Here is a 25,468-nt window from a genome sequence, read left to right as displayed (position 1 = left end):
TTATAGAAATATAAATTTGTAACTTTGTAAAAATAACTATTTATGTTTAATAAAGAAAAATTTTTAGCACTTTGTAACGAATGGTCTAAAAACACGTTAATGGAAACGCTTGAAATAGAGTATATTGATGCGGGTGAAGATTTTTTAAAAGCGAAAATGCCAGTAAATTCCAGAGTGCATCAGCCTATGGGATTGTTACATGGTGGTGCTACAGTGGCTTTAGCAGAAAGTGTGGGAAGTGCCGCTTCATTAATGTTCATAAATCCAGAAAAACAAGAAGTTCGTGGTATAGAAATTAGTGCCAATCATTTACGTAGCAAAAGAGAAGGAACCGTTTTTTGTACGGCAAAAATTATACATAAAGGTGCCAGTATTCATTTATGGGAAATTAGAATTGTAGATGAAAACGACAAACTAATTTCTTTATGTAAATTGTCTAATATGGTCTTATCAAGAAGAGTTAAGTAATGAACTTGTTAGAAAAAGCCCTTTTTTATTTTCAAAATCAATTGCCTTTTGTAGTGTATGCGAAACCAGATGATGTTGTTTTACAAGGTGTTTTTCAAAAAAATGACGCTTTACACGTTTTTGAAAATCAAAGTGGATTTGTTTTTGCTGGTTTTTACAACGAAACAAATGTTGTTTTTCCATTAACAGATTCCGAGATTTTTCAGGAAGAAATTATTTTTAATGTAGAAGAGCAAACTTTTAATGTAGAGCATACTTCTGATGAAAACGCTCAAAAATCATTTGAAAATTTAGTTCAAAAAGCGGTTTCGGAAATTGAAAATGGGACGTTTCAAAAAGTGGTAATATCTCGTAAAATTGAAATTTCGCAATCGGTAGATGTTATAATATCGTATCAAAAACTTTTAAAAACGTATCCAACTGCTTTTCGATATTTGTGGTATCATCCTCAAGTAGGATTATGGATGGGCGCCACACCAGAACAATTAACAAAAATTAATAACCATACTTTTGAAACCGTTTCTTTAGCAGGAACGCAAGTGATTTCAGAAAACGTAATTTGGCAAGAAAAAGAAATTGAGGAGCATCAATTGGTTACCGATTATATAAAAAATAGCACAGAAAATTTAGTTGAAAATATACAAATTTCGAAAGCATACACGCAGAAAGCAGGAAATGTAGTACATTTAAAATCAGATATTTCAGGGAAATTAAAATCTGCTATTTCTGAAAACGATTTAATTAATGCCTTACATCCAACTTCTGCAGTTTGTGGAATGCCTTTATATGTTGCCAGAAATTTTATTTTAGAAAACGAAAAGTACAATAGAAAATATTATTCTGGTTTTTTAGGCGAATTCCGAATGCAAGAACAAACGAATTTATTTGTAAATTTGAGGTGTTGTGAAATTGAAAATGATTTGATAACTATTTACGTAGGTTGCGGCATTACAAAAGACAGCCAAGCTGAGAAAGAATTTATAGAAACAGAAAATAAAGCCAAAACGATTTTAAGTGTTTTATGTTATTAGTAAAACCTTTTAACCATATAAACTAATACCTTTTAAACCAAAAATATGAAATTAGACATATTAGCATTCGGTGCGCATCCAGATGATGTAGAATTAGGTTGTTCGGGAACACTTGCCAAAGAAATTTCACTTGGTAAGAAAGTTGGAATTATCGATTTAACTCGTGGTGAATTAGGAACTCGTGGAACGGCTCAAACAAGAGATGAAGAAGCTACAGATGCGGCTAAAATTTTAGGTGTTTCAGTTAGAGAAAACTTAAATTTTAGAGATGGTTTTTTTGTGAATGATGAAGCACATCAATTGGAAATCATCAAAATGATTCGTAAATACCAACCAGAAATTGTGTTGTGTAACGCTATTGCAGATAGACATATCGACCACGAAAAAGGAAGTAAATTAGTAAGTGACGCTTGTTTTTTATCCGGTTTAACTAAAATTGAAACCGAGTTTAATGGTCAAAAACAAACGCATTACCGACCAAAATTAGTCTATCATTACATACAATGGCAAACTATAGAGCCCGATTTTGTAGTGGATGTTTCCGAATTTATGGATGTAAAAATGAAAGCAGTAAAAGCTTATGCAACCCAATTTTATAATCCAAATTCCAACGAACCCAACACACCAATTACCTCAAAAAACTTTTTAGATAGTATCGAATACCGTGCTATGGATTTAGGGCGTTTAGTGGGAGTGGAGTACGCTGAAGGTTTTACTGTAGAAAGATATTTGACAGTCAATAGTTTAGGGGATTTGAAGTAAAATATAAAAATAATGTTTTATTCATATATTTTTCTTTTAATTGCTTACTATTAATATGAAATTCTATAATCTGTAACCTATAGAAAATTGAATTACATTGTTTTTTAAACCAGTACCAAATAAAGTATTGTTACCATTCAATATATTGGATAAACCATAATTATATCTAACATCAGCAAAAATTTCCTCAGTAATATTATAATTTAAACCTAAATTAAAACTGTAACTAATAGTTTTATATAAATTCTTAATGTCGGTTTCATCGCTACTATTAAGTATTTCAAATTGATTTGATTTGTTTTTTTGTGTTGCTTTTATTAAATACCCAATTTGTGGTCCAGCAATTATTGAAAACTTATCTATAAAGTTATATTTAACAGTAATTGGAAGATTTAGATAATATAAACTTATTTTCAATCTTTTCTGGCTAATAGGTTCATAAAAGTTTTGTCGTAAGGAATATTCAAATTCTGCACCTTGCAAAGAAAGTAATAATTCTGGTTGGATGGTTAGTTTATCATTTAATTTAATTTCTGCGAAACCACCTACTTGTGGACCAATAAGTGATTTGTTTGTAATACTACCTTCAAAACTCGAAATGTTTACTCCAGCTTTTATTCCATAATTGATATTTTGTGAAATACAATTTGTTAATGTGAAAATTGTAAAAAACGTGTATATTAAATTATTCTTCATTTTAGTTTTCTGTATAAGTTAATCAATAAAAAAATAAATTATATTTTTAAAAATAATAAATTCTCAACCTACATTTTTTTTGCAATAAGATTGAGAATTTCACATTTATTTCAAATTATAGTAATAGTATTAACAATAGCCAAGCTCCTGAACCAACACCAAAACCAGTCCATATTTTTTTCTTTTTGGTTTTATGTGCTTGTTTTGTGTACGCTCTATTATAATCATTATTTTTCATTAATTCACTGTCCTTATAATTTAAATTTTCATCTGATGGTTCAGTTGAAGAACAAGTTATTGCAGGAACTAATCCTAATACTGGACTTGTTAAAATTGTAGTTACTGCAGTCCATGCTGCTCCTGATGATTTTCCTTTGTAATTAGCAATAGCATCTTCTTTTCCTTTAATTGACATATCATTAGATGAGGCATTTGCAGTTACTGAATTTTGTACTTCATTAAAGATGTCTTTTGAACCATTTTCATAACGTATCATTAATACATCTGACTTCAATAATGTAAATAATGGTCCATTTAGGTTGTCAAATTTTTTGTATTTAATTTCATTTAAAGTTACTTCGATTACTTTAGCTTTAATATCTTCACTTGACTTTTTTGTAATCATATCTTGTGAAAAGACGTTGGTTAATGTGCTGATTGTAACTAATGTGTAAAAAATTATCTTTTTCATATTTGTTTTTTTTTGTTTCCTACTCTTTTGGTTTTTCAGTTTCACCTCGTTTTTAATGGTTTCTGAACTCCATTATTATAATTGATTGAATTTTATTTTTCATCCAGAAATGTTGGTTCTCTTGTATGTAGCATTTTATCAATTTTATATTTGATTTTATTTATTATTATTTTTCAAATATAATAATAAATCAGTTATATACAACTTGTTGTAAACAATCACATACATTTAATTAGATGAAAGTAATTTTCCAGTATGGAAAAAAGAGTTCGAAAAACACCAATAAACTCAGAAATTATAAGTCTTGGTAAGCGTATTGAAGAGATAATAAAGCTGAAAGGTTTGAAGACAAGAGAAGTTGCACATGATGCTGATCTTGATGTGGAAAACTTACGAAAGTACATTAAGGGAAAACAAGAGATGAAAGTTTCAACTATGCTTAAGATTGCTAAATCTTTAGGGGTATCAGTATCCGATTTGTTTGATTTTAGTACAATTATTTAGGGAGATTGGCACCAGATGAATTATTTTGGTGGGGGTTTTGGTAGGGAGAAACCAATTCTTTTGCGCTCACATCTAATAATAAAATTAGTTAGAAATTTTGGAAAATAATTTTTTTTGTTCAATTATTTTATCGTGTTTATTATAGATATTCTATTTTTCCTAAAATTATTTAAAACTTCTCTTTTTTATTTTAGATTGTGTATGATAAATATATCTAACTCGTTTTCATATGGAAAGTATTTACTGTAGAAAGACATTTGAACATCAATAGTTTAGGGGATTTGAAGTAAAATATTTATTTTTTTCTTTGCAAGTATGAAGTTTAGTGTTATATTTGCACTCGTATTTATACATGGTGGTTGTAGCTCAGCTGGTTAGAGCATCGGTTTGTGGTACCGAGGGTCGCCGGTTCGAACCCGGTCTTCCACCCAAAGCCTTACAGAAATGTAAGGCTTTTTTTATGCCTTTATTTTAATTAGTATTGCACCAGAAAATGGAAAGCTATATCTTAGCCTAAATTCAATACGAGATGTCAAACTGGAATTCGTACCTAAAAGAATATCAAAATTATTTACGTTTGGAACGTGGATTGTCTCCAAATACCATTCAAAATTATTCGTTTGATGTTGAAAAATTGGTTGGTTTTCTGACTGAAAATAACATAGAAGTTACTCCAATAAAAATTACTGACGAACAGGTACAACAATTTATTTATACCATTTCTACTCAAGTTAATGCACGAAGTCAATCCAGAATAATTTCAGGATTAAAAAGTTTTTTTAATTATTTAATTTTTGAAGATTACCGAAAAGATACCCCGCTTGAATTAATTGAAGTCCCAAAAACAGGAAGAAAATTACCCGATACACTTTCTACAGAAGAAATAGATTTATTAATTCAAGCCATAAATTTAACTTCAGCAGAAGGAGAACGTAACAAAGTAATGTTAGAAACTTTATATAGTTGTGGATTAAGGGTTTCGGAATTAATTACCTTAAAAATATCGGATTTGTTTTTTGAAGAAGGTTTTCTGAAAATTACAGGAAAAGGAAACAAACAACGTTTTGTACCCATAGGATTACCCACGCAAAAACTAATTTTAAATTATAAAAACTTCATTCGTACCCATTTGTCTATTCAAAAAGGACACGAAGATACGTTGTTTCTCAACCGAAGAGGAAAACAACTTACGCGCGCGATGGTTTTTACGATTATAAAAGATTTAGCCGTAAAAATAGATTTAAAAAAGACCATTTCGCCCCATACTTTTAGACATTCTTTTGCGACACATTTATTAGAAAATGGTGCCGATTTACGTTCTATCCAACTGATGTTAGGTCACGAATCGATTACAACAACTGAAGTATATATGCATTTAGATAGAAAATTTTTAGCTGAAGTGATGCATTCTTTTCACCCAAGAGGGAAATAGATTTAAAGACTTAAATACTCTACTTCTTATTCTAAAAAAGTAAAAAATTTTCATATTAATTAGTTTTGATGTAAATTGGGGCAAAATATTGATATTAAAATCATTAACTACTACATCAAATGAAGACATATTCTATTGAAGAAATAAATCAGGTATTAAAAGGGGAAATTGTTGGACATACAAATACGCTAATAACAGCTCCTGAACAATTAGAAGAAGCAAAAGAGACTGAGATTTCTTTTATAGGAAACAAGAAATACGAAAAATTTTGGGCTACATCATCTGCTTGTGTAGCGGTTGTAAATCAAGATATAGCTATTGAACCAGGAGAAAATCGTGCCTTTATTAAAGTGTCAAACGCCGATTTGGCGATGTCGCAAGTATTGGAAATGTTTGCGCCACCAATGCCTGTTTTTACTGTGAATATTCATCCAACAGCGGTTGTTGATGCTTCTGCAACTATCGGGAATCAAACAAAAATAGGAGCAGGGGTGTATATTGGACCTAATGTTAAAATAGGTGAAAACGTACTTATTTATCCAAACGTAACCATTTTAGATGAGTGCACCATTGGAAATCAAACCACTATTTGGTCGGGCACTGTTGTTAGAGAGCGTTGCCATATTGGTAGTCATTGTATTATTCATCCAAATGCAACAATTGGTGCGGATGGCTTTGGTTTCCGTCCAGATCCAGAAAGAGGATTGGTAAAAATTCCACAAATTGGAAATGTTATTATTGGTAATGGTGTAGAAATTGGTGCAAATTCTTGTGTAGATAGAGGAAAATTTAGTTCTACAATTGTTGGAGATGGCTGTAAAATTGACAATTTAGTACAAATTGGGCACAATAGTAAATTGGGTAAATTTTGTATTATGGCAGGTAACTCTGGATTGGCTGGTTCTGTTACTTTAGGAAATGGCGTAATTATTGGTGGAAGTGCCTCTATTAAAGACCATACGATAATTGGTGATGGTGCTATTGTTGGTGCAGGTTCTGGAGTAACGGGCGATATTCCTGCAGGAAAAACAATGTTAGGGTATCCAGCGGTAGAAGCCAGAGATGCGCTTAAACAATGGGCAATTTTGAAAAGATTGGTAAGAGATGCTAATAAATAATTATAAAAAAACCAGCTTTTAAAGCTGGTTTTTTTTTATTCTTCTAATAGTACTTCTAAAATACTGATTGCGGCTTCACTAATTTTGGTTCCAGGACCAAAAACAGCAACTGCTCCAGCATCGAATAAAAATTGATAATCTTGCGCTGGAATTACACCTCCAACAATTACCATAATATCTTCGCGACCATATTTTTTTAGTTCTTCAATCACTTGTGGTACTAAAGTTTTATGTCCTGCAGCTAATGAAGATACACCTAAAATATGTACATCATTTTCCACAGCTTGTTTCGCTGCTTCGGCAGGTGTTTGAAACAAAGGCCCGATATCTACATCAAAACCTACATCGGCATAACCTGTTGCTACTACTTTTGCGCCACGGTCGTGTCCGTCTTGCCCCATTTTAGCAATCATAATTCTGGGTCTTCGACCTTCTTTTTCGGCGAATTTGTTTGCTAATTGTTTTGCTTTTTCAAAACTCTCATCGTTTTTTATGGCTTTACTATACACTCCACTTATCGATTTAATTTGTGCTTTATGTCGTCCAAAAACAACTTCTAAAGCATCACTAATTTCTCCTAAAGTTACTCTGTTTCTTGCTGCTTCAACCGCAATGGCTAATAAATTACCATTTCCTGTTTTGGCACATTCGATCAAATCTTCTATGCTTTTTGCTGCTTTAGCGGTATCTCTTTTAACTTTTATTTCTGCTAATTGAGCTACTTGTTGCTTGCGCACCATATCGTTATCTACATCTAAGATATGTAACGGATCTTCTTTTTCTAAACGGTATTTATTTACACCTACAATAATATCTTGTGTGCTATCAATTCGAGCTTGTTTTCGTGCGGCAGCTTCTTCAATTCGTAATTTTGGTATTCCAGCTTCTATGGCTTTCGTCATTCCGCCTAAAGCTTCAACTTCTTCAATTAATGCCCACGCTTTTTCTGTAATTTCTGCGGTTAAACTTTCCACGTAATAACTTCCCGCCCAAGGGTCTACTGTTTTACAAATTTTAGTTTCTTCTTGTAAGAAAATTTGCGTGTTTCGAGCAATTCTTGCTGAAAAATCTGTGGGTAAAGCAATTGCTTCGTCTAAGGCATTGGTATGCAAAGATTGCGTCCCACCAAAAGCAGCCGCTGCGGCTTCAATTGTGGTTCGAGCTACGTTATTAAATGGGTCTTGTTCGGTTAAACTCCAACCCGATGTTTGACAATGGGTACGTAATGCTAATGACTTTTCATCCTTAGGATTAAATTGTTTTAGTAATTTTGCCCACAGCATTCTTCCTGCACGCATTTTAGCAATTTCCATAAAATGGTTCATTCCAATTGCCCAAAAGAAAGATAGGCGAGGAGCGAATTCATCAATTTTCATACCTGTTGATAATCCGGTGCGAATATATTCTAAGCCATCTGCAAGTGTATACGCCAATTCAATATCGGCCGTTGCACCTGCTTCTTGCATATGATAACCAGAAATGGAAATGGAGTTAAATTTTGGCATATTATTACTCGTATATTCAAAAATATCGGCAATAATTTTCATAGAAGGCGTTGGTGGATAAATGTATGTATTTCGAACCATAAATTCCTTCAAAATATCGTTTTGTATGGTTCCGGCTAATTGGTTTGGCGCTACGCCTTGTTCTTCTGCAGCTACAATATAAAAAGCCATTATAGGTAATACCGCACCATTCATTGTCATAGAAACCGACATTTCGTCTAACGGAATTTGGTCGAAAAGAATTTTCATATCTTCCACCGAATCAATGGCTACGCCTGCTTTACCAACATCTCCTTGTACACGAATATGATCTGAATCGTATCCACGATGTGTGGCTAAATCAAAGGCAACAGATAGCCCTTTTTGTCCGGCTGCTAAATTTCGTCTGTAAAACGCATTACTTTCTTCAGCTGTTGAAAAACCGGCATATTGACGAATTGTCCAAGGTCTTCGAACATACATTGTGCCGTATGGACCTCTTAAGTTTGGTGCAAAACCCGCTCCAAAACCAATGTGTTCTAATCCATCAATATCTTCTTTGGAGTAGGTTTTTTTTAAATCAATGTTTTCGGCTGTGTGGAAGTTAGTTTGATTACTTTCAACTTTCGATTTTTGACTTTTGACTAATTGTATATGTTGTATGTTTTTTCTCAATTTAATATATGTTTAAATCGCTGTCTTGTGATGAATGACAAATTTGTTTTATTACTACTATGTTTTGATAAATGGTATAATGAACAAGATAAGGAAAAGATTTAAAAACCATAACTCTTGTGTTGTCATATCTATTTTGAAATAATAATGGATTATTTCTTATTCTACTCAAACATTCTTTAAAAGATTCATTAAATTTAATTCCTAATTGTTTATTAATATTTTTATACCAATTTAAAGATGTTTTATAATCTTCTTTTGCTTCGTCAATAATAACAATCTTATAATTCATTCTCAATCTCATTTAAGAAATCATCAATATTTGTAACGTTTTCTGGATTTTTTAAATATTTTTCAGTTCTTTCCCTTACCTGATCTATTTGCCATTGCGGAATGGTGAAATCATTATTTTGAGAAGGTAAAATAATAACATCTACTTCTTCAGACATAAAATCTTCCGGAAGTGTAATGCTAATTTTATGATTTTTTACCGTAACTGTTTGTCTAATTGCTTCCATAGTACTTTAATTAATATTCAAATATAATGAATTTTATGATTGAGGAATCTATTTTTAGATTGTCTCTTGTGCCAAACGTTCTTGTTCTACTTTTTCGGCTAATCGTTTTTCGATAATAGGTACAATTAGCGTTTTTCTATCTTTTGTTTTTACGAAAGGAAACAATTCTAAATCGTGTTTCATTTTGTCGTTTGGATTTGGATATTTGTTTGTTCCTAACAAAATTTCTTTACCAGAATCAAATAATTCTTGTTCTTTTTGTGCGCTTTCTGAAATTTTTCTTTGAATAGTGCCTTCAATTAATTGTGTGATAAAACCACCATTAGCTTCAATTTCTTTAAATACTTCTAAAGCTTTTTCTGCCAATTGTTCCGTTAAAGATTCAATATAATACGCGCCATCTGATGGATTATTTACTTTGTCGAAATAACTTTCTTCTTTTAGTATTAATAACTGATTGCGAGAAATTCTGTCGCCAAACTCGTTGTCTTTATGATAAATGGCATCGTATGCTAAATTAGAAACTGCATTGGCACCACCTAAAATTGCCGACATACACTCGGTTGTGGTTCGTAACATATTTACATTATAATCGTAAATTGTTTTGTTGCGTTTTGTGGGTGTTGCTATGATATGGCAATCAAAATTATAATTGTATTCGATTGCTAATGTATTGAAAAGTAAGCGTAAAGCTCTAATTTTAGCGATTTCGAAAAAATAATTTGTGCCCACACTAACTTCAATAGAAATCGACTGATTTATTTTTGAAATTCTATTGAAATATTCATTACAATGTGCTAAAGTATATGCTAATTGTTGCACCATATTGGCACCAGAATTTTGATAGATTCCAGATTGTATCGTTAAAAAGGGAATGGTAGTATTTTTTGAAATTTCATTCAGTTTTTGAATATCTGAATTTAGGTTTTCATACCAATTTCCATCTCTACATAATTGACCAATAGGATCAACTTGAATAATGAAATTATAAGAATTAGTAGTTGCAAAATCATTTAATGATGTTAAATATTCTGTTGATAGAAAAGGCAAAAAGAAATAATATACCACATTTTCCACGGGTAAATTAATCATTAATTTTGATAGGTCTATTTTATTAGATTCAATCGTAAAACGAACACTTTCTGCACCGCGTTGTAGACTTTCTTTTGCTTTTTTGTTCGACATTTGCACATCGTGAACATAAATATTTTGCAAAATTTTAAATTCGGTTGCGTTGCTATTTGTTGGATGATTTTTAATTTCTTCATCAAAATGGTAAAAAGGTTTTACTTTTATACCTTCTAAACTTTCCCATATTAGGGTGTCGTTATATTCGGCGCCTTTTAGCTCAAATTGAATTTGTTGTTTCCATTGTTTAGATGAAACAGCATCAAAATCTTGAAATAATTGTGTTTTCATTGATTTGTTTTTGATTTGAAAACTTATTTTTTTGAAGGTTACTTTTTTGCTTCAAGTAAGCTATCTTTTATTTTATCTTCTTCAAATTCTATGATGTAAATATCTTCGCTATCTTTTTTCATAAAGTATTTTTCGCGTGCATATTTTTCCGTCATATTATCGTTTTTCAGATTTTTTATTTTCACACTATCCTTGGCAATTTCTGATTTGTAATATTTTTTATTGTCATTTAATTCATCAATCTGCCCATTTAAAAAACGATGTTCAAAATAAGAATAGTTATCAAAAAACAGCATCCATACAATGAAAGCAATCATTGTTATAGCGTATTTGTTTCCTAAAAAACTTAGAAAAGGAAATTTTTGAACTATTATTTGAATTTTTTTAAACATTAATTATCAATTCGTTGATTAATAACCGCTCTAACTACATCAATGGCAACTGTATTGTATTTGTCATTTGGAATAATGATATCTGCAAATGCTTTTGTTGGTTCAATAAATTGTTCGTGCATTGGTTTTAGAGTGGTTTGATATCTATTTAAAACCTCATCCATATCTCTACCTCGTTCTGCTATATCTCGTTTTAAACGACGTATTAATCGTTCATCAGAATCGGCGTGAACAAAAACTTTAATATCAAACAAATCACGAATTTCTGGATTTGTAAAAATTAAAATTCCTTCTACAATTACTACTTTTCTTGGATGAGTGCTTATAGTATCTTCGGTTCTGTTGTGCGTGATGAAAGAATAAATAGGTTGTTCAATTATTTTCCCAGCTTTTAAGTCTTTTAAATGCGCTATTAACAATTCAAAATCAATAGCACGCGGGTGATCAAAGTTAATTTTAGTTCGCTCTTCGTAGGATAAATTACTCGTTTCTTTATAATAAGAATCCTGAGATATCACGCCTACTTCTGTAGAAGGCAGTTCATTCATAATTTGATGTACAACTGTAGTTTTTCCGCTACCAGTACCACCAGCAATACCAATAATAAGCATAAATAGTAACTTTAATTTACACAAAGATAGAAATATATACTATAAAAAAAATTCTATCTTAAAGGAAAAGATAGAATTTTATTAACTATTTTTAAATGAAAATTAATTATTGATTAATTGTAATAATTCATTTATTTTTTGTGGTGTATTAAATGCGCCATTAAAAGACGTGGTGACAGTTGCAGAACTCTCGTCTTGAACACCTCTTGAAGACACGCAAAGGTGTTTGGCATCAATAATAACGGCTACATCTTCTGTATCTAAAGCTTTCTTTAAATCTTCAGCAATTTGCATCGTTAATCGTTCTTGAACTTGAGGTCGTTTTGCATAATATTGTACGATTCTATTTAATTTAGATAAGCCAATTACCTTTCCAGAAGAAATATATGCTACGTGTGCTTTACCAAAAATTGGGACAAAATGATGTTCGCAATTGGAGTAAAACGTGATGTTTTTTTCTACCAACATTTGATTGTATTGGTATTTGTTTTCAAAAAGTGCCATTTTAGGCTTATTTTTAGGATTTAACCCAGAAAAAATTTCTTCAATATACATTTTTGCTACTCGTTCCGGAGTTCCTTTCAAAGAATCATCAGTTAAATCTAAATCCAAAGCCTTCATAATTTCAGTAAAATGAAAAGCAATAATTTCTTTTTTTTCAGTGTCCGATTTTGAAAATACATTGGCTACCATTGGGGTTTCTAATGAAGTAAATAAATGGTCATTTCCTATATCTTCTACTGATATATTTGTAAGTATGTTGTCTTCAATCATAAAGTTTGATTTCATAAAATTTATTTTGTTTAACAAAAGTAGTAAATAATTAAACAAAAATGAATTATTTATATAATTATTTTATTTATGGTTCTATAAGATAAATATATACTTTGTTATGTAGAGTCTATAAGCTAAGTGAATGCCAAAAAAAAACGACCTCAATATAATTGAAGTCGTTTGTCGGGGTGGCAGGATTCGAACCTGCGGCCTCCTGCTCCCAAAGCAGGCGCGATAACCGGGCTACGCTACACCCCGTGATTGCGAGTGCAAATATACTCTTTATATTTAAATTTCAAAATGATTTTCAATTTTTTTATTGGACAAAATAATTTTACATTTACCCAACTTTACATTTTACTTATGAAAAAATATTTTTACGTATTATTACTTCTAATTGGTTTAATTTCTTGTACGTCTAAACCAAGTAAAGAGGCTATTTTAAAAATAAATGGCTATTGGGAAATTGAAAAAGTTACTTTTCCAGATGGAAATAAAAAAGAATACCAAGTTAATGAATTTATAGATTTTATTTCCATAAAAAATTTAAAAGGAACCCGCCAAAAAGTAGCGCCGCAACTTGACGGTACTTTTTTAAAAGGTGCTTTGCAAGATAAAATTAGAGTTGTAGATAGTTCGGATTCTTATTTTTTGAAAACAAAATCTAAATTTACAAAATGGGAAGAAAAAATTATCTCCGTTTCTGAAGATGAATTAGTTTTGGAAAATGAAGCAAAAATTACCTATTATTACAAAAAATTTGTGCCTTACAGTAAAAGAAAATAAAAATGAAACGATTTAATGACGATTTTTCTATTGGTGATGTAATGAAAGAGTTTATGAAAGCAACGAAGCTGGAAGCGGGTTTGGATGTCATAAATGTTAAAGAAACTTGGTATAAAATGATGGGTCCGGCTTTTAAAAATTACACGGAACAAATTGAATTAAAAAGACAGACTTTATACGTACAATTAAATTCTTCGGTTGTAAAACAAGAATTGGAATACGGAAAATCCAAAATCATAAAAATGCTTAATGAAGAACTTGGAAAAGATTTGATTAAAGAAATTGTTTTTAGGTAGAAAAGGTAAAAGGTTTTGGATATTAGGTTAAGGGTTAAAAAAAAAGGTGATTTGAAATTTCAAATCACCTTTTTTTATACGAATAACTATTTTTAGAATTGCTCTCTTCCAGCGAAGTGGAAAGCACTTTCAATAGCTGCATTTTCATCTGAATCTGAACCGTGAACGGCATTTTCTCCAATTGATGTAGCATATTTTTTACGGATAGTTCCTTCAGCAGCATCAGCAGGGTTTGTAGCACCAATTAAAGCTCTGAAATCTTCTACTGCGTTGTTTTTTTCTAAAATTGCAGCAACAATAGGTCCACGAGTCATAAATTCTACTAATTCACCAAAGAAAGGTCTTTCCGAGTGAACCGCATAAAATTTCTGAGCATCTGCAACAGTTAATTGCGTTAATTTCATAGAAACGATTTTAAAACCGCCTTCTGTAATCATGTTTAAAATTCCACCGATGTGTCCGTTTTCAACACCATCTGGTTTAATCATTGTAAATGTTCTATTTGTAGCCATTTTTCTTAAATTTTTTGCAAAGGTACTATTTAATTCCAAATTGCAAAACAGTTTTTAAAAATCAAGAGTGCTTTATATCTTAATTAATTTAAAACTGGTATGTAATGGATCGGAGTGGGAAATAATTTCTTTAATAAAAGTTTGCGAATAAAATACGCTAAAATTACTTTTTCGTTCTTGCAAACTTCCGTTTGGAAACAATTGATTTTGTATTTCGGTTATGCGTTTTAATTTTTCAAAATGTATTCGTTTTTCTGCTTTTAATAGTCTTTTCTCTAAATTATCTAATCCTTTTATTTGTTTAGCTTCTTGTGCTTTTACAGCACCAGTAAACGATTTGTCAGTTTGTTCCGCAATTTTTAATAATTCAGAAAACTGTTTTCTTAACGTATCTTTTTGTTCAGAAAAATCAATTTTTATATTTGATAATTCTTTAGTTTTTTTATTAATCAATTCTTGATTTGATAGAAATAATTCTTCAAATGAAACGCCTAAATTAGCTGATTTGGTCATTAATTTGTCTGTAGCAATTACAAACGAATTTCGTAATATTAAAATAGGAAATGTAACCTTTTGAGTTTCAAAATTATTTTTTAATTCTAACCAATACGCTATTTCGCCACCTCCGCCAATGTATGCTAAATTTGGCAATATGACTTCTTGATATAACGGTCTTAAAATCACATTTGGACTAAATTTTTCTGGATAATTTTTTAACTCGTTTAGAATTTCAGTTTCTGAAAATTCAATTTCCGAATTGTTAACTTTGTAAATATTGTTTTCAAAAATAATTCGTTCACGTAAATTATCTTCAATGTAAAACAAGTTGATTTCTCTTGGATTTACTTGAACTGCGTATTCTTTTAAATGTGCAATAGTTTTAGAAACAGCTGCGAAAGAATTTTGATGAAGTAACTCATCTTGAACATATGGTGCAAATAATGATTTCAGATTTTTATCATCGCCATCAATAATCACTAAACCTTCCGTTTTAAATAATTCATTTGCTAAATAACGTGTTGCATCTGCTAAATTAGCTTGTTCTAAATAGGTTTTTTTGAATAGATCTTTTAGATATTCGGCTGTTTCGCCAACTCCAATTGCTTTAGAAAATTCCTCAAAAGCTTCATCTAAACCATCGGTTGCTAATCTTCCAACAGGTCCGAAACTTTCTTTACCCCATTTGATTTTTTGGTCGTTAAAATGAAAATGATTTATTTCTTCAAAATCGTGATCTTCTGTCGCCATCCAATAAATAGGCACAAAATTATAATCAGAGTATTTTTGTTTTAATTGCTTGCATAAATTAATTGTGGAAGCAATTTTATAGATAAAATAAGCAGGTCCTGAAAATAAATTTAATTGATGACCAGTAGTTATAGTGAATGTTTTATCTGATTTTAGTAATTCAATATTCGTTTGAGTTTCTTGTGAAAATGGAAAATTTGAATTCTGATTTTTTAACGCTTCTGCTAAAATTAATCGATTTTCAATGGTGTAATTTTTCGCCTTCTCGGTTATTTGAGGACCAAAATTTTCTATTCGGGGAAACCTATGATATAGTGATTGTACTTCTGGTTTTTCATCTAAATAATCTACAATTAGTTTAGAAAAATAACCCGATTTTTGATACGAAATACAATCTGTTGGCATAATTTTTTTTACAAAAATAATCATTTTTCGTCATCTACAATTAATTTTTATCTTTGTAAAAACATTTCACCTTGTCAGACATTCTTTTAATCACGCCACCATTTACTCAATTGAATACGCCTTATCCTGCAACGGCTTATATCAAAGGGTTTCTAAACACTAAAAGTATTTCCGCTATTCAAATGGATTTAGGTATCGAAGTGATATTAGAATTGTTTTCAAAAAAGGGGTTGAGTTCCTTAATTCCTAAAGGTGAAATAGTTCAATTTTCAGAAAATTCGCAACGAATTCATACCCTTTGGGATGATTATGTCACAACAATAGACGCCGTTATTGCTTTTCTTCAAGGAAAAAATCCAACGTTAGCACGCCAAATTTGTAGTGGTAATTTTTTACCCGAAGCGTCTCGTTTCAATCAGTTAGATGATATGGAATGGGCTTTCGGTTCGATGGGAATGCAAGACAAAGCAAAACATTTGGCCACATTGTATTTAGAAGATATTTCTGATTTTATTGTGGAATGTGTTGATGAAAATTTCGGATTTAGTCGCTATGCAGAAAGATTGGGCAGAAGTGCCAATTCATTCGATGAATTATATGCCGAATTACAAAATGAAATCACGCATATAGATAAAATTACGCTTCAAATTTTAGAAGAAAGGGTTAAGGAAGTTCAACCGAAGTTGGTGTTAATTTCTGTGCCTTTTCCAGGAAATTTATATAGCGCTTTCAGATGTGCGCAATATATAAAATTGCATTATCCATCTATTAAAATCGCTATGGGTGGTGGCTTTCCTAATACAGAATTAAGAAGTTTAAAAGACAAAAGAGTGTTTGAGTTTTTCGATTTTATTACACTTGATGATGGCGAATTGCCAGTGGAGCTTTTAATTTCCAATATTCAAAACCCAAATTCTAATGAATTTAAACGTACTTTTTTGTTAGAAAATAATGAAGTCGTATATAAAAATAACACTACAAAATCAGATTATAAACACGCTGATGTGGGAACGCCCGATTATTCTGATTTGTATTTAGATAGCTACATTTCTGTAATTGAAATTGCCAATCCTATGCATAGTTTATGGAGCGATGGTCGTTGGAATAAACTTACGATGGCGCACGGCTGTTATTGGGGAAAATGTACGTTTTGTGATGTTTCTTTAGATTATATTAAAATTTATGAACCTATTGCGGCAAAAATTTTAGTGGATAGAATGGAAGAACTAATGGCGCAAACTGGCGAAACTGGTTTTCATTTTGTAGATGAAGCCGCACCGCCAGCATTAATGCGTGAATTAGCTTTAGAAATTCTTAAACGGAAATTAGTGGTTTCGTGGTGGACAAACATTCGCTTCGAGAAAAGTTTTACGAAAGATTTGTGCATTTTATTAAAAGCTTCAGGTTGTATTGCTGTTTCTGGCGGACTGGAAGTAGCTTCAGATAGATTGTTAGAACTGATTAAAAAAGGAGTAACAGTTGAACAAGTAGCTAAAGTCACGAATTATTTTACCGAAGCTGGAATTATGGTTCACGCGTATTTAATGTACGGCTATCCCACACAAACCATTCAAGAAACCGTAGATAGCTTAGAAATGGTGCGACAGTTGTTTCAAATTGGAAGTATACAGTCTGGTTTTTGGCATCAATTTGCGATGACGGCTCATTCACCTGTAGGCTTACATCCAGACGAATTTGGAGTAATTCCGCAACAAAATGAAATTACTTTTGCAAATAACGACATTCAGTTTATAGACAAAACTGGCATCAATCATGATAAGTTTAGTTTTGGATTGAAAAAATCGCTGTTTAATTATATGCACGGTATTTGTTTCGAGTATGATTTGCAAGATTGGTTTGAATTTAAAATTCCAAAAACAAAAATTGCTCCAGATTTTATAGAAAATGCACTTAATAATGTTGTAGATTTTTCATTAAAACCTACTGCAAAATTGATTTGGATTGGAACAACTCCAGTGGTAGATTATTTTACTAAATCCAAAAAAGGCGCTACTTGGGAAATGGCAAAAATGACGTTTTATTTTAAAACAGATACTATTGAAATTTCTATAGAAAAAGATCAAGCAAATTGGTTACTAAAAACCTTAAAATCAGTTTCAAATCAACCCGTTTTGTTAAAAGATATTAAAATGGACTTCGAATCTCAGTTTGAAGATTTTGAATTATTTTGGTTTTCAAAACCGATAAGTTTATTACGAAATTCTGGTTTGTTAGTAATTTAAAATAGGTTTTTATTTGGAGTTTTTTAGACCTGATAGGTTTTTAAGAAGACATCCAATTAGAAGACTTTTGACTTCGATTTTTTTTATAGGCTTAAAGTTGAGATACTTTATTGGCGGAAAATCAATTGGTTCTTTCTTTTTCTTCTTGATTACCAAATTCTTTTTTCTCTACATTAATATTCTTATTGCCAAATTTGTATACTAATGAAAGGCGGAATAATCGTACGTCATAGTAATTTTTATAATCTATTTGTATGTTATTTGTATAGCTGATATAAATAGGTCTATTTGTACTTAAAATATCATTTACATTGAAACTTATTTGTAATTTTTTATCAAAGGCAAAATATTTAATTGAAGCATCTAATTGACTGTACGCATTGTTTTTATCTAAATCTGAAGTTCCTTTAAAGTTATACCAATATGATATATTGAAAAGTAACTTTTTGTTTAAATTAAAATCATTACTTGTTGAAAAGTAGGTGTTTGAACCATTTAAATTTTGATTTGTAATTGGTATTAGTGATGCTGATTTGCTATAATTCCAATCAAAAGAAAACGTACTTGACAACCATTTTAATTTATCATAAGTGTAAGATTCTGAAATACCAATTATTGTTGTTTTAAAATAATTTTGTGCAATTGTTTTTTGAATGTTATCCGTATTATCCACAATAGTAATTTGTTCAAAACCATTATCAGTATGAGAATAATACACGCTATTTGACCAATTGTCATTTAATGTGTAATTTAATTCTATATTGTTTGAAAATGAAGGTTGCAAAAATGGATTACCTTCCGAATAAGAAAACGGATTGTTATACCATCTAAACGGATTTAATCTATTATAAGAAGGTCTATTTATCCTTTTGTTATAGTTTATTGAAAATGAGTTAGTTTCATTTGGTGTATAAGTAAGGTAAAAAGTTGGAAACAATTTGGCATAATTATTTGTGTTTTTTTGATTAAGCGTTTTAGAAAAACCTTCTGTTTGTGTATTTTCTAATCTAATTCCCAATTGTGTTTCCCATTTCTCATTTAATTTTTTTGTTCCGTTTAGATAAATAGCTTGTATGTTTTCTTTATAATTAAATTCGTTACTTTGAGTTGGGTCAAAAATTGGTATTCCTGTCGTGGTGTCAAAATAATCTACATTATTTTGGGTTTTAATAAATGATAATTTTCCTCCATAACTTAAATTTATCCATTTTATTGGATGTTCAAAATCAATTTTGGTCGAATAATTTTCAATATCTTGTAAATTGGTATTATTGGCGGATAAAAGATTTAAAGTATTAAAAATTCTATTATTGTCATTTTTGAATTCAAAATAATCTAAATTGATATTCATTTTTTTTCCAATCGTATCAAAAACTACTGTTGAATTAATATTTAAAGAATGATTGTTGTTTTTGACCAAATTTTCGGATAATGTATTGATATAAGAATTTATTTGAGTGTTTGTTTGATTGTAAATAGAAGTTAAACTATTTTCTGTAATTTTTGGTTTGCTAAAACTTCCTAAATATTGCATCCCAATAGTCCACTTTTCAGATGCTTTATAATCTGCTCCAATCCTACCATTTACAGAATTTTGAAAATCTCTTCTCTTGTTTTCTTCACTCCATAAACCTAAAGGATAATATATTTTATTTGTTTCAATCGGAGCATTTGAACCATTAACATAATTCAAATTTGAATATAAAGAAAGTTTGTTTTTTTGATAATCAAAATTACCACCAAAAGAACCTTTTGGATAAGTGCTTTGAATATATGAACTTCTTAAAGACGCGTTCCATTGATTTAATTTAGACTTTTTTAGTTTTATATTAATCAATCCACTATTACCTTCCGCATCATATTTTGCTGGTGGTGTGGAAATAACCTCAATATTTTTAATGTTGTCCGATGGAATGCTTTTTAGAAAATTAATCAACTCATCTCCTGATAAAAGTATAAGTTTATCATCAATCATAACTGACATATTATTTTTCCCAATCATTGAAATATTATCATTTTTGACTTTAACACGAGGTGTAATTTTCAAAGCATCAATAGCATCACCTCCGATGGCAGAGATACTGTTTTCTACGTTGAAAACTAATCTATCAACTTTACGTTCAATTAACTTTTTCTTTGAGGTTATTTTTACTTCTTGTATTTGATTATCTGGAATTATTATTTGTAAAACCCCTAAATTAAGGTTTTGATTTGCATCTAATTTTTGTGAGTGTAATATTTTTCCTAATTGCTTTGCTATTAATAGATATTCACCTTTTTCAGTTTCTATTAAAAAATTACCATATGTATTTGTGAACTCACTTTTAAATATGATTGAGTCTTTATTTTGTAATTGAACTTCGATAAATTCGATAGGATTATTTTTTTCATCTTTTATTTGTCCGTTTATTTTTATTTGCGAAAAACCGTGGTTTAAAAATAATATAATAAGTGATAAAGTAATTAAATGTCTTTTTGTCATCTGAATTTATTATTAAATAATTTTTATAATTGTATAGTGTCATTTTTTTTAAAAAAAATGCAAAAGCAAAATAGATATAATCTAAAAAGTAAACCTACAAAAAAAATCCACAAAAAAACCGCTAAAAGCGGTGTTTTTATTGTGTTACATTAAAAAAATTACACTGGCACATTCACAAATTCCATTCGTACCAAACCGTCATCGTCAATTTTTGTAAGTGTAATTTCGTGTAACGTGTTTGCTAATTCTGGGTTCCAAGGCGTTTTTACTTTTACGTAATTTTCCGTAAAACCTGTAATGTAACCTTCTTTGTTTTCGTTTTCAAATAGTACAGTGCGAGTCGTGCCAATTTGACTTTCATAATACGCTCTACGTTTTTTTACAGAAAGGCCGCGTAGCATTTTACTGCGTTTGCTTCTTATGTTAGCGGTTACAACACCTGGCATATCTGCGGCTTCCGTATTGTCGCGCTCACTATAGGTAAACACGTGTAAATACGAAATGTTCATTTCATTTAAATAATTGTAAGTCTCTAAAAAGTGTTCGTCGGTTTCGCCTGGAAATCCTACAATAACATCTACGCCAATACACGCGTGTGGCATCACCTCTTTAATCTTATTTACGCGTTCTGTATAAATTTCTCGTTGGTAACGGCGCTTCATTTTTCCTAAAATTTCATTGCTACCACTTTGTAAGGGAATATGAAAATGGGGGACAAACGTTCGGCTTTTACTTACAAATTCAATCGTTTCGTTTTTTAATAAATTAGGCTCAATACTTGAAATTCTGAGTCTTTCAATTCCTTCTATCTTATCTAATTCTTGAACTAATTCTAAAAACGTATGTTCGTGTTTTTTGTTGCCAAATTCGCCTTTTCCGTAATCGCCAATGTTCACACCGGTTAACACAATTTCTTTAATGTTTTGCTCCGAAATTTCTTTCGCATTTTTCAATACATTTTCCAAAGCATCACTTCTCGAAATTCCACGTGCTAACGGAATCGTACAATACGTACATTTATAATCGCAACCATCTTGCACTTTAAGGAAAGCACGGGTTCTGTCACCAATAGAATAACTGCCTACATAAAAATCGGCTTCTTCAATTTCGCAACTGTGTACTTCTCCCATATCGTTTTTTGATAGGTCGTTTATATAATCGGTAATTTTAAATTTTTCTGTCGCACCCAAAACCAAATCTACTCCATCAACTGCAGCTAATTCTTCAGGTTTCAGTTGGGCATAACAACCCACGGCGGCAACAAAAGCTTTGTCGTTTAGTTTCATCGCTTTTTTTACCACTTGTTTAAACTGCTTATCTGCATTTTCTGTTACCGAACACGTGTTAATTACGTAAATATCGGCTACTTCTTCAAAATCCACTCTGTCAAAACCTTCGTCATTGAAGTTTCTGGCAATAGTAGAAGTTTCCGAAAAATTCAGTTTACAACCCAGTGTATAAAACGCTACTTTTTTTCTATCAGACATACTTGTTTTCTTAGGGCGTGCCCTTTCAGGTCGTGCTATCCGTTGCAATCTTTTTTAAATGTTGCCTTCGAGTACCTCAGGCAACATTTAAAAAAGGATTTTCACTCCTATCACTCACGCAAATCGGATACAAAATTACGTAGATTTTTCTTAAGTTATAAATCTTTTAGTATCAGATTTTTAGTTAAAGCGGTTTCAAAATAAAAAATAATGGTATTTTGTTTGCAGTATTGGGTAATAGTATTATATTTGCACCCTGAAATAAAAACATAATTAACAAAAGGTTATAAGGCGTTTACACCTTTTTATTGTAAAAAGCCGCGAAACAAATTATAATCATACATTTAAAGATTTACAAAATGAGAAAAGGAATTCACCCAGAAAACTACAGATTAGTCGCTTTTAAAGATATGTCTAACGATGATGTATTCATCACAAAATCAACTGTTGAAACTAAAGAAACTATCACACACGAAGGTGTTGAGTATCCAGTTTTCAAAATGGAGATTTCAAGAACATCTCACCCTTTTTACACAGGTAAATCTAAACTTATTGATACTGCAGGTCGTATCGATAAATTCAAAACTAAATATGCTAAATTTGAAAAAAAATAATTTCAAATTATTAAATAATAATAAACCTCGAATGTATTCGGGGTTTTTTTATTTTTATAAGTCAAATTTCTTTGTAAATTTGAATCGTTAAGTTTTCATTAAACCTTTTAAACTTTTTCAATGAACTATATTCTTTTTGATGGACCTCATCGTAATGCATTGTTGCCATTTACCTTCACAAGACCTGTTGCAGATATTCGTGTGGGAATACTAACCATTCGTGAAAAATGGGAAAAACAGTTGGGTTCTACCACAACATCTATTACAGAAGACTATTTGTCTGAAAAATGGCCTATGGTAGAAATGGAAAATAATATAATGATTAATGCTTCGTTTTTACCGAATGACATTTTGGTAGCAATGATTAAAAATTTGGAACACAATCAAGCGATTTTTCAAGAAGAAGAAGTTGTGGCTTTTTATGCTAAAGAAGGAGAAGAAGTCGATTTTGATTCTTTCGAAGTAATTGAATTTTCGAATGACTGCATCAAAATAGAAAACACTTGGGATATTTTTCAAAAAAACGAGGTAGCCATTCGAGAAGATTTCGAATTGTTGACTGAAGATCGATTTTCACAACCGATACCTAAATCGGTAAATGTAATTGCGCCAGAAAATATTTTCATTGAAGAAGGCGCTAAATTAGAATTTGTAACCTTAAACGCATCAACAGGTCCTATTTATATTGGTAAAAATGCAGAAATAATGGAAGGTTCTGTTATTCGAGGTCCTTTTGCCTTGTGTGAATCGGGTAGAGTGAAATTAGCTACAAAAGTTTATGGTGCTACAACGGTTGGACCACATTCTGTAATTGGTGGTGAAGTGAATAATTCGGTTTTATTTGGCTATTCTAATAAAGGACACGATGGATTTTTAGGAAATGCAGTTTTAGGTGAATGGTGTAATATTGGTGCAGATAGCAACAATAGTAACTTAAAAAACAATTACGAAGAAGTAAAATTGTGGAGCTACGAAACAGAAAATTTCGCTAAAACAGGTTTGCAATTTTGCGGATTAATGATGGGCGACCACAGTAAATGCGGAATAAATACGATGTTTAATACGGGCACAGTTGTTGGGGTAAGTACTAATATTTTTGGAGCAGGATTCCCAAGAAATTTTGTGCCAAGTTTTAGTTGGGGCGGAGCAAGTGGTTTTACAACGTACTTAACCAAAAAAGCGTTTGAAACTGCTAAAATTGTAATGGCAAGAAGAAATGTTGAATTTTCTGAAGAAGACGCTAAAATTTTAGAACACGTTTTTGAAGAAACTAAAAAATATAGAAAAGAGTAAAAAAAAAGCGGTTTCAATATTGAAACCGCTTTTTTTATATAATTGTTTTTTTATAAATCAAATCCCATATTTACGCCTAATTTATCGGCAATAATTCGAGCAATTTTACTTCTTAATTCTGGAATTTTCACACTATTAGTAACTTCACTTGTAAACGCGTACATTAATAATGCTTTGGCTTCTTTTTTACCAATTCCACGTTGTTGCATATAAAACATCGCACTTTCATCTAACTGTCCAATAGTACAACCGTGTGAACATTTTACATCATCAGCAAAAATTTCCAATTGAGGTTTCGCGTTAATAGTTGCTTTATCACTTAATAGAATATTATTATTTTGCTGAAACGCATCTGTTTTTTGTGCTTCTTTTTCTACGAAAATTTTACCATTAAAAACACCTGTAGCGCTTCCGTCTAAAATAGTTTTATAGTTTTGATGACTTTCACAATTTGGCGTCGCGTGTTGCACTAAAGTATAATGGTCAACGTGTTGTTTGTCGCCAATAATAGTAATACCTTTTAAAGTAGAATCAATATGTTCGCCTTGATGGTAGAAGTTTAAATTATTTCTCGTGATGTTTCCTCCAAAAGAAAACGTATGTACCGAAACGTGACTGTCTTGTTTTTGAGCAATGTATGTATTGTCAATTAAATTCGCAGTTTGTAAATCGTTTTGCACTTTATAAAAATCAACAATAGCGCGTTTTTGAGCAAAAATTTCTGTAACCGAATTTGTTAAAACGGGATTGCTATTTAAACTCTGGTGACGTTCTACAATTTGTACGTGTGCATTTTCGCCTACAATTATTAAATTTCGAGGCTGTGTCATTAATGCAGCTTCAGAACCTGTTGAAAAATATAAAATTTCAATAGGTTTGTCAACCACTTTGCTCTTTGGAATATTTACATACGCACCTTCTTGAGAAAAAGCAGTGTTTAATGATGTTAAACTATCATCTTTATTCGCAATTTTGTTGAAATATTCGTCAATGAACATTTTGTATTTTGGCTTGTTTAAAGCCGAGGACATCAAGCAAACATCTAAACCATCGTGTGTGGTGGATGATAAATGAGAACTGAATTTTCCGTCAATAAATACAACTTTATACGTGTCCACTTCATTTAAGAAGTATTTTTTTACATCAGCAAATTCTACTGTATTTTCTTTTTTAGGAAATACACTAAAATCATTTTTTAAAATGGCATTTAACGAGGTATATTTCCAGGCTTCCTCTTTTTTAGTAGGAAAACCTTTATTTTCAAAGTGTTTTATAGCTGAAGTTCTAATGTCGTGTAAATCATTGTTTACATCAGCAATTTTTTCTTCAAACGCCATAAAAGACGATAGTATTTTTTCTTTTAATTCCATTTTTCTTGACTTTACGACTTTTGACTTTCGACTACTTCGTTTTTAATCCAATCGTATCCTTTTTCTTCTAATTCTAATGCTAAAGAGGCATCGCCAGATTTAACGATTTTTCCATCCATTAAAACGTGTACAAAATCAGGAACTATATAATCTAATA

Annotated in this window: 25 protein-coding genes, 2 tRNA genes and 1 pseudogene; 12 read left to right on the top strand and 16 right to left on the bottom strand. The window is 30.9% G+C overall.

The annotated features are described in order from the left end of the window. Positions 1-42 precede the first annotated feature (42 nt). Genes KA468_RS02215 through bshB1 form a run of 3 tightly spaced genes read left to right on the top strand, consistent with a single transcriptional unit; the run spans position 43 to position 2,261 of the window. Entirely contained in the window at positions 43-468 is a 426-nt protein-coding gene (locus KA468_RS02215) for a hotdog fold thioesterase (RefSeq protein ID WP_291241316.1), read from the top strand. Further along, on the top strand, positions 468-1,499 hold the full coding sequence (locus KA468_RS02210; protein WP_291241315.1) for an isochorismate synthase: 1,032 nt from the start codon (positions 468-470) through the stop codon (positions 1,497-1,499). Before KA468_RS02215 ends, KA468_RS02210 begins: the two co-directional genes overlap by 1 nt. A 45-nt stretch (positions 1,500-1,544) precedes the next feature. Next, on the top strand, positions 1,545-2,261 hold the full coding sequence (gene bshB1, locus KA468_RS02205; protein WP_291241314.1) for a bacillithiol biosynthesis deacetylase BshB1: 717 nt from the start codon (positions 1,545-1,547) through the stop codon (positions 2,259-2,261). A gap of 63 nt (positions 2,262-2,324) precedes the next feature. On the opposite strand, the gene KA468_RS02200 is transcribed toward bshB1, so the two are convergent. Both KA468_RS02200 and KA468_RS02195 read right to left on the bottom strand, forming a co-directional pair. Then, the gene (locus KA468_RS02200) at positions 2,325-2,957 is read right to left on the bottom strand and encodes a porin family protein (RefSeq protein ID WP_291241313.1); all 633 of its coding nucleotides are present in this window, start codon (positions 2,955-2,957) and stop codon (positions 2,325-2,327) included. 115 nt (positions 2,958-3,072) lie between these two features. After that, on the bottom strand, positions 3,073-3,648 hold the full coding sequence (locus tag KA468_RS02195) for a hypothetical protein (RefSeq protein WP_291241312.1): 576 nt from the start codon (positions 3,646-3,648) through the stop codon (positions 3,073-3,075). Between the two features lie 255 nt (positions 3,649-3,903). On the opposite strand from KA468_RS02195, the gene KA468_RS02190 reads away from it, so the two are divergent. The 4 genes from KA468_RS02190 to lpxD all read left to right on the top strand — a co-directional run bounded on the left by KA468_RS02190 (position 3,904) and on the right by lpxD (position 6,702). Next, positions 3,904-4,152 (top strand): helix-turn-helix transcriptional regulator, encoded by a 249-nt coding sequence (locus KA468_RS02190; protein ID WP_291241311.1) that lies wholly within the window; start codon positions 3,904-3,906, stop codon positions 4,150-4,152. A 354-nt stretch (positions 4,153-4,506) separates the two neighbouring features. Beyond that, a tRNA-His gene (locus KA468_RS02185) sits at positions 4,507-4,582 on the top strand. Positions 4,583-4,681: 99 nt separating this feature from the next. Next, positions 4,682-5,584: a site-specific tyrosine recombinase gene (locus KA468_RS02180; protein WP_291241310.1), complete on the top strand. Its 903-nt coding sequence runs from the start codon at positions 4,682-4,684 to the stop codon at positions 5,582-5,584. A 119-nt stretch (positions 5,585-5,703) separates the two neighbouring features. Further along, complete coding sequence (gene lpxD, locus KA468_RS02175; RefSeq protein ID WP_291241309.1) at positions 5,704-6,702, top strand: UDP-3-O-(3-hydroxymyristoyl)glucosamine N-acyltransferase; 999 nt, start codon at positions 5,704-5,706, stop codon at positions 6,700-6,702. A gap of 35 nt (positions 6,703-6,737) precedes the next feature. Here lpxD and scpA read toward each other — a convergent pair whose 3' ends face one another. The 8 genes from scpA to KA468_RS02135 form a co-directional block, all read right to left on the bottom strand. Next, a complete protein-coding gene (scpA, locus tag KA468_RS02170; RefSeq protein WP_291241308.1) occupies positions 6,738-8,861 on the bottom strand; it encodes a methylmalonyl-CoA mutase in 2,124 nt (707 codons plus the stop codon). A 1-nt stretch (position 8,862) separates the two neighbouring features. Then, the gene (locus KA468_RS02165) at positions 8,863-9,153 is read right to left on the bottom strand and encodes a type II toxin-antitoxin system RelE/ParE family toxin (RefSeq protein ID WP_291241307.1); all 291 of its coding nucleotides are present in this window, start codon (positions 9,151-9,153) and stop codon (positions 8,863-8,865) included. After that, complete coding sequence (locus tag KA468_RS02160; RefSeq protein WP_291241306.1) at positions 9,143-9,379, bottom strand: hypothetical protein; 237 nt, start codon at positions 9,377-9,379, stop codon at positions 9,143-9,145. Before KA468_RS02160 ends, KA468_RS02165 begins: the two co-directional genes overlap by 11 nt. A gap of 54 nt (positions 9,380-9,433) precedes the next feature. Continuing rightward, positions 9,434-10,798 carry a methylmalonyl-CoA mutase subunit beta gene (locus KA468_RS02155; RefSeq protein WP_291241305.1) on the bottom strand — a complete coding sequence of 455 codons (1,365 nt, stop codon included), beginning with the start codon at positions 10,796-10,798 and terminating at the stop codon, positions 9,434-9,436. 38 nt (positions 10,799-10,836) lie between these two features. Continuing rightward, positions 10,837-11,190, bottom strand: a complete 354-nt coding sequence (locus KA468_RS02150) for a septum formation initiator family protein (RefSeq protein ID WP_291241304.1) — start codon at positions 11,188-11,190, stop codon at positions 10,837-10,839. Next, a complete protein-coding gene (udk, locus tag KA468_RS02145; protein ID WP_291241303.1) occupies positions 11,190-11,801 on the bottom strand; it encodes a uridine kinase in 612 nt (203 codons plus the stop codon). The genes KA468_RS02150 and udk overlap by 1 nt, the downstream gene beginning before the upstream one ends. Before the next feature lie 102 nt (positions 11,802-11,903). Beyond that, entirely contained in the window at positions 11,904-12,590 is a 687-nt protein-coding gene (gene folE / locus KA468_RS02140) for a GTP cyclohydrolase I FolE (RefSeq protein WP_291241302.1), read from the bottom strand. A gap of 168 nt (positions 12,591-12,758) precedes the next feature. Beyond that, positions 12,759-12,833 (bottom strand) — tRNA-Pro (locus KA468_RS02135). Positions 12,834-12,938: 105 nt separating this feature from the next. Between KA468_RS02135 and KA468_RS02130 the strand changes: the two genes are divergently transcribed. Beyond that, positions 12,939-13,361 (top strand): hypothetical protein, encoded by a 423-nt coding sequence (locus KA468_RS02130; RefSeq protein WP_291241301.1) that lies wholly within the window; start codon positions 12,939-12,941, stop codon positions 13,359-13,361. Positions 13,362-13,363: 2 nt separating this feature from the next. Beyond that, positions 13,364-13,657, top strand: coding sequence for a DUF721 domain-containing protein (locus tag KA468_RS02125; RefSeq protein WP_291241300.1), 294 nt, complete (start codon positions 13,364-13,366; stop codon positions 13,655-13,657). Positions 13,658-13,749: 92 nt separating this feature from the next. On the opposite strand, the gene KA468_RS02120 is transcribed toward KA468_RS02125, so the two are convergent. Then, positions 13,750-14,169, bottom strand: a complete 420-nt coding sequence (locus tag KA468_RS02120; RefSeq protein WP_291241299.1) for a nucleoside-diphosphate kinase — start codon at positions 14,167-14,169, stop codon at positions 13,750-13,752. Between the two features lie 72 nt (positions 14,170-14,241). Then, positions 14,242-15,822, bottom strand: coding sequence for a bacillithiol biosynthesis cysteine-adding enzyme BshC (gene bshC, locus KA468_RS02115; protein ID WP_291241357.1), 1,581 nt, complete (start codon positions 15,820-15,822; stop codon positions 14,242-14,244). Between the two features lie 71 nt (positions 15,823-15,893). Between bshC and KA468_RS02110 the strand changes: the two genes are divergently transcribed. After that, the gene (locus tag KA468_RS02110; protein WP_291241298.1) at positions 15,894-18,065 is read left to right on the top strand and encodes a radical SAM protein; all 2,172 of its coding nucleotides are present in this window, start codon (positions 15,894-15,896) and stop codon (positions 18,063-18,065) included. Positions 18,066-18,186: 121 nt separating this feature from the next. On the opposite strand, the gene KA468_RS02105 is transcribed toward KA468_RS02110, so the two are convergent. Both KA468_RS02105 and mtaB read right to left on the bottom strand, forming a co-directional pair. Then, positions 18,187-20,547: an outer membrane beta-barrel family protein gene (locus KA468_RS02105; protein WP_291241297.1), complete on the bottom strand. Its 2,361-nt coding sequence runs from the start codon at positions 20,545-20,547 to the stop codon at positions 18,187-18,189. 158 nt (positions 20,548-20,705) lie between these two features. Then, positions 20,706-22,034 carry a tRNA (N(6)-L-threonylcarbamoyladenosine(37)-C(2))-methylthiotransferase MtaB gene (gene mtaB, locus KA468_RS02100; RefSeq protein ID WP_291241296.1) on the bottom strand — a complete coding sequence of 443 codons (1,329 nt, stop codon included), beginning with the start codon at positions 22,032-22,034 and terminating at the stop codon, positions 20,706-20,708. A gap of 359 nt (positions 22,035-22,393) precedes the next feature. Here mtaB and KA468_RS02095 point away from each other — a divergent pair, with 359 nt between their 5' ends. Together KA468_RS02095 and KA468_RS02090 are read left to right on the top strand one after the other, a co-directional pair. Next, positions 22,394-22,648: a type B 50S ribosomal protein L31 gene (locus KA468_RS02095; RefSeq protein ID WP_291241295.1), complete on the top strand. Its 255-nt coding sequence runs from the start codon at positions 22,394-22,396 to the stop codon at positions 22,646-22,648. Between the two features lie 120 nt (positions 22,649-22,768). Then, positions 22,769-23,941, top strand: a complete 1,173-nt coding sequence (locus KA468_RS02090; protein ID WP_291241294.1) for a GlmU family protein — start codon at positions 22,769-22,771, stop codon at positions 23,939-23,941. 50 nt (positions 23,942-23,991) lie between these two features. On the opposite strand, the gene sufD is transcribed toward KA468_RS02090, so the two are convergent. Both sufD and sufC read right to left on the bottom strand, forming a co-directional pair. After that, positions 23,992-25,311 carry a Fe-S cluster assembly protein SufD gene (gene sufD / locus KA468_RS02085; protein WP_291241293.1) on the bottom strand — a complete coding sequence of 440 codons (1,320 nt, stop codon included), beginning with the start codon at positions 25,309-25,311 and terminating at the stop codon, positions 23,992-23,994. Between the two features lie 11 nt (positions 25,312-25,322). Continuing rightward, a pseudogene (gene sufC, locus KA468_RS02080) lies at positions 25,323-25,468 on the bottom strand (Fe-S cluster assembly ATPase SufC); the annotation flags it as partial.

This window comes from Flavobacterium sp., assembly GCF_017985075.1.
Lineage (GTDB): Bacteria > Bacteroidota > Bacteroidia > Flavobacteriales > Flavobacteriaceae > Flavobacterium.
Note: the sequence above shows the minus strand (reverse complement) of the source record. Positions and strands in the feature narration are given on the sequence as shown.

Bases quoted from the DNA above. Each gene is read 5' to 3' on its own strand.
- KA468_RS02215 (WP_291241316.1), top strand. From the start codon at position 43: ATGTTTAATAAAGAAAAATTTTTAGCACTTTGTAACGAATGGTCTAAA.
- KA468_RS02210 (WP_291241315.1), top strand. From the start codon at position 468: ATGAACTTGTTAGAAAAAGCCCTTTTTTATTTTCAAAATCAATTGCCT.
- bshB1 (WP_291241314.1), top strand. From the start codon at position 1,545: ATGAAATTAGACATATTAGCATTCGGTGCGCATCCAGATGATGTAGAA.
- KA468_RS02200 (WP_291241313.1), bottom strand. From the start codon at position 2,957: ATGAAGAATAATTTAATATACACGTTTTTTACAATTTTCACATTAACA.
- KA468_RS02195 (WP_291241312.1), bottom strand. From the start codon at position 3,648: ATGAAAAAGATAATTTTTTACACATTAGTTACAATCAGCACATTAACC.
- KA468_RS02190 (WP_291241311.1), top strand. From the start codon at position 3,904: ATGGAAAAAAGAGTTCGAAAAACACCAATAAACTCAGAAATTATAAGT.
- KA468_RS02180 (WP_291241310.1), top strand. From the start codon at position 4,682: ATGTCAAACTGGAATTCGTACCTAAAAGAATATCAAAATTATTTACGT.
- lpxD (WP_291241309.1), top strand. From the start codon at position 5,704: ATGAAGACATATTCTATTGAAGAAATAAATCAGGTATTAAAAGGGGAA.
- KA468_RS02165 (WP_291241307.1), bottom strand. From the start codon at position 9,153: ATGAATTATAAGATTGTTATTATTGACGAAGCAAAAGAAGATTATAAA.
- KA468_RS02160 (WP_291241306.1), bottom strand. From the start codon at position 9,379: ATGGAAGCAATTAGACAAACAGTTACGGTAAAAAATCATAAAATTAGC.
- KA468_RS02155 (WP_291241305.1), bottom strand. From the start codon at position 10,798: ATGAAAACACAATTATTTCAAGATTTTGATGCTGTTTCATCTAAACAA.
- KA468_RS02150 (WP_291241304.1), bottom strand. From the start codon at position 11,190: ATGTTTAAAAAAATTCAAATAATAGTTCAAAAATTTCCTTTTCTAAGT.
- udk (WP_291241303.1), bottom strand. From the start codon at position 11,801: ATGCTTATTATTGGTATTGCTGGTGGTACTGGTAGCGGAAAAACTACA.
- folE (WP_291241302.1), bottom strand. From the start codon at position 12,590: ATGAAATCAAACTTTATGATTGAAGACAACATACTTACAAATATATCA.
- KA468_RS02130 (WP_291241301.1), top strand. From the start codon at position 12,939: ATGAAAAAATATTTTTACGTATTATTACTTCTAATTGGTTTAATTTCT.
- KA468_RS02125 (WP_291241300.1), top strand. From the start codon at position 13,364: ATGAAACGATTTAATGACGATTTTTCTATTGGTGATGTAATGAAAGAG.
- KA468_RS02120 (WP_291241299.1), bottom strand. From the start codon at position 14,169: ATGGCTACAAATAGAACATTTACAATGATTAAACCAGATGGTGTTGAA.
- bshC (WP_291241357.1), bottom strand. From the start codon at position 15,822: ATGCCAACAGATTGTATTTCGTATCAAAAATCGGGTTATTTTTCTAAA.
- KA468_RS02105 (WP_291241297.1), bottom strand. From the start codon at position 20,547: ATGACAAAAAGACATTTAATTACTTTATCACTTATTATATTATTTTTA.
- mtaB (WP_291241296.1), bottom strand. From the start codon at position 22,034: ATGTCTGATAGAAAAAAAGTAGCGTTTTATACACTGGGTTGTAAACTG.
- KA468_RS02095 (WP_291241295.1), top strand. From the start codon at position 22,394: ATGAGAAAAGGAATTCACCCAGAAAACTACAGATTAGTCGCTTTTAAA.
- KA468_RS02090 (WP_291241294.1), top strand. From the start codon at position 22,769: ATGAACTATATTCTTTTTGATGGACCTCATCGTAATGCATTGTTGCCA.
- sufD (WP_291241293.1), bottom strand. From the start codon at position 25,311: ATGGAATTAAAAGAAAAAATACTATCGTCTTTTATGGCGTTTGAAGAA.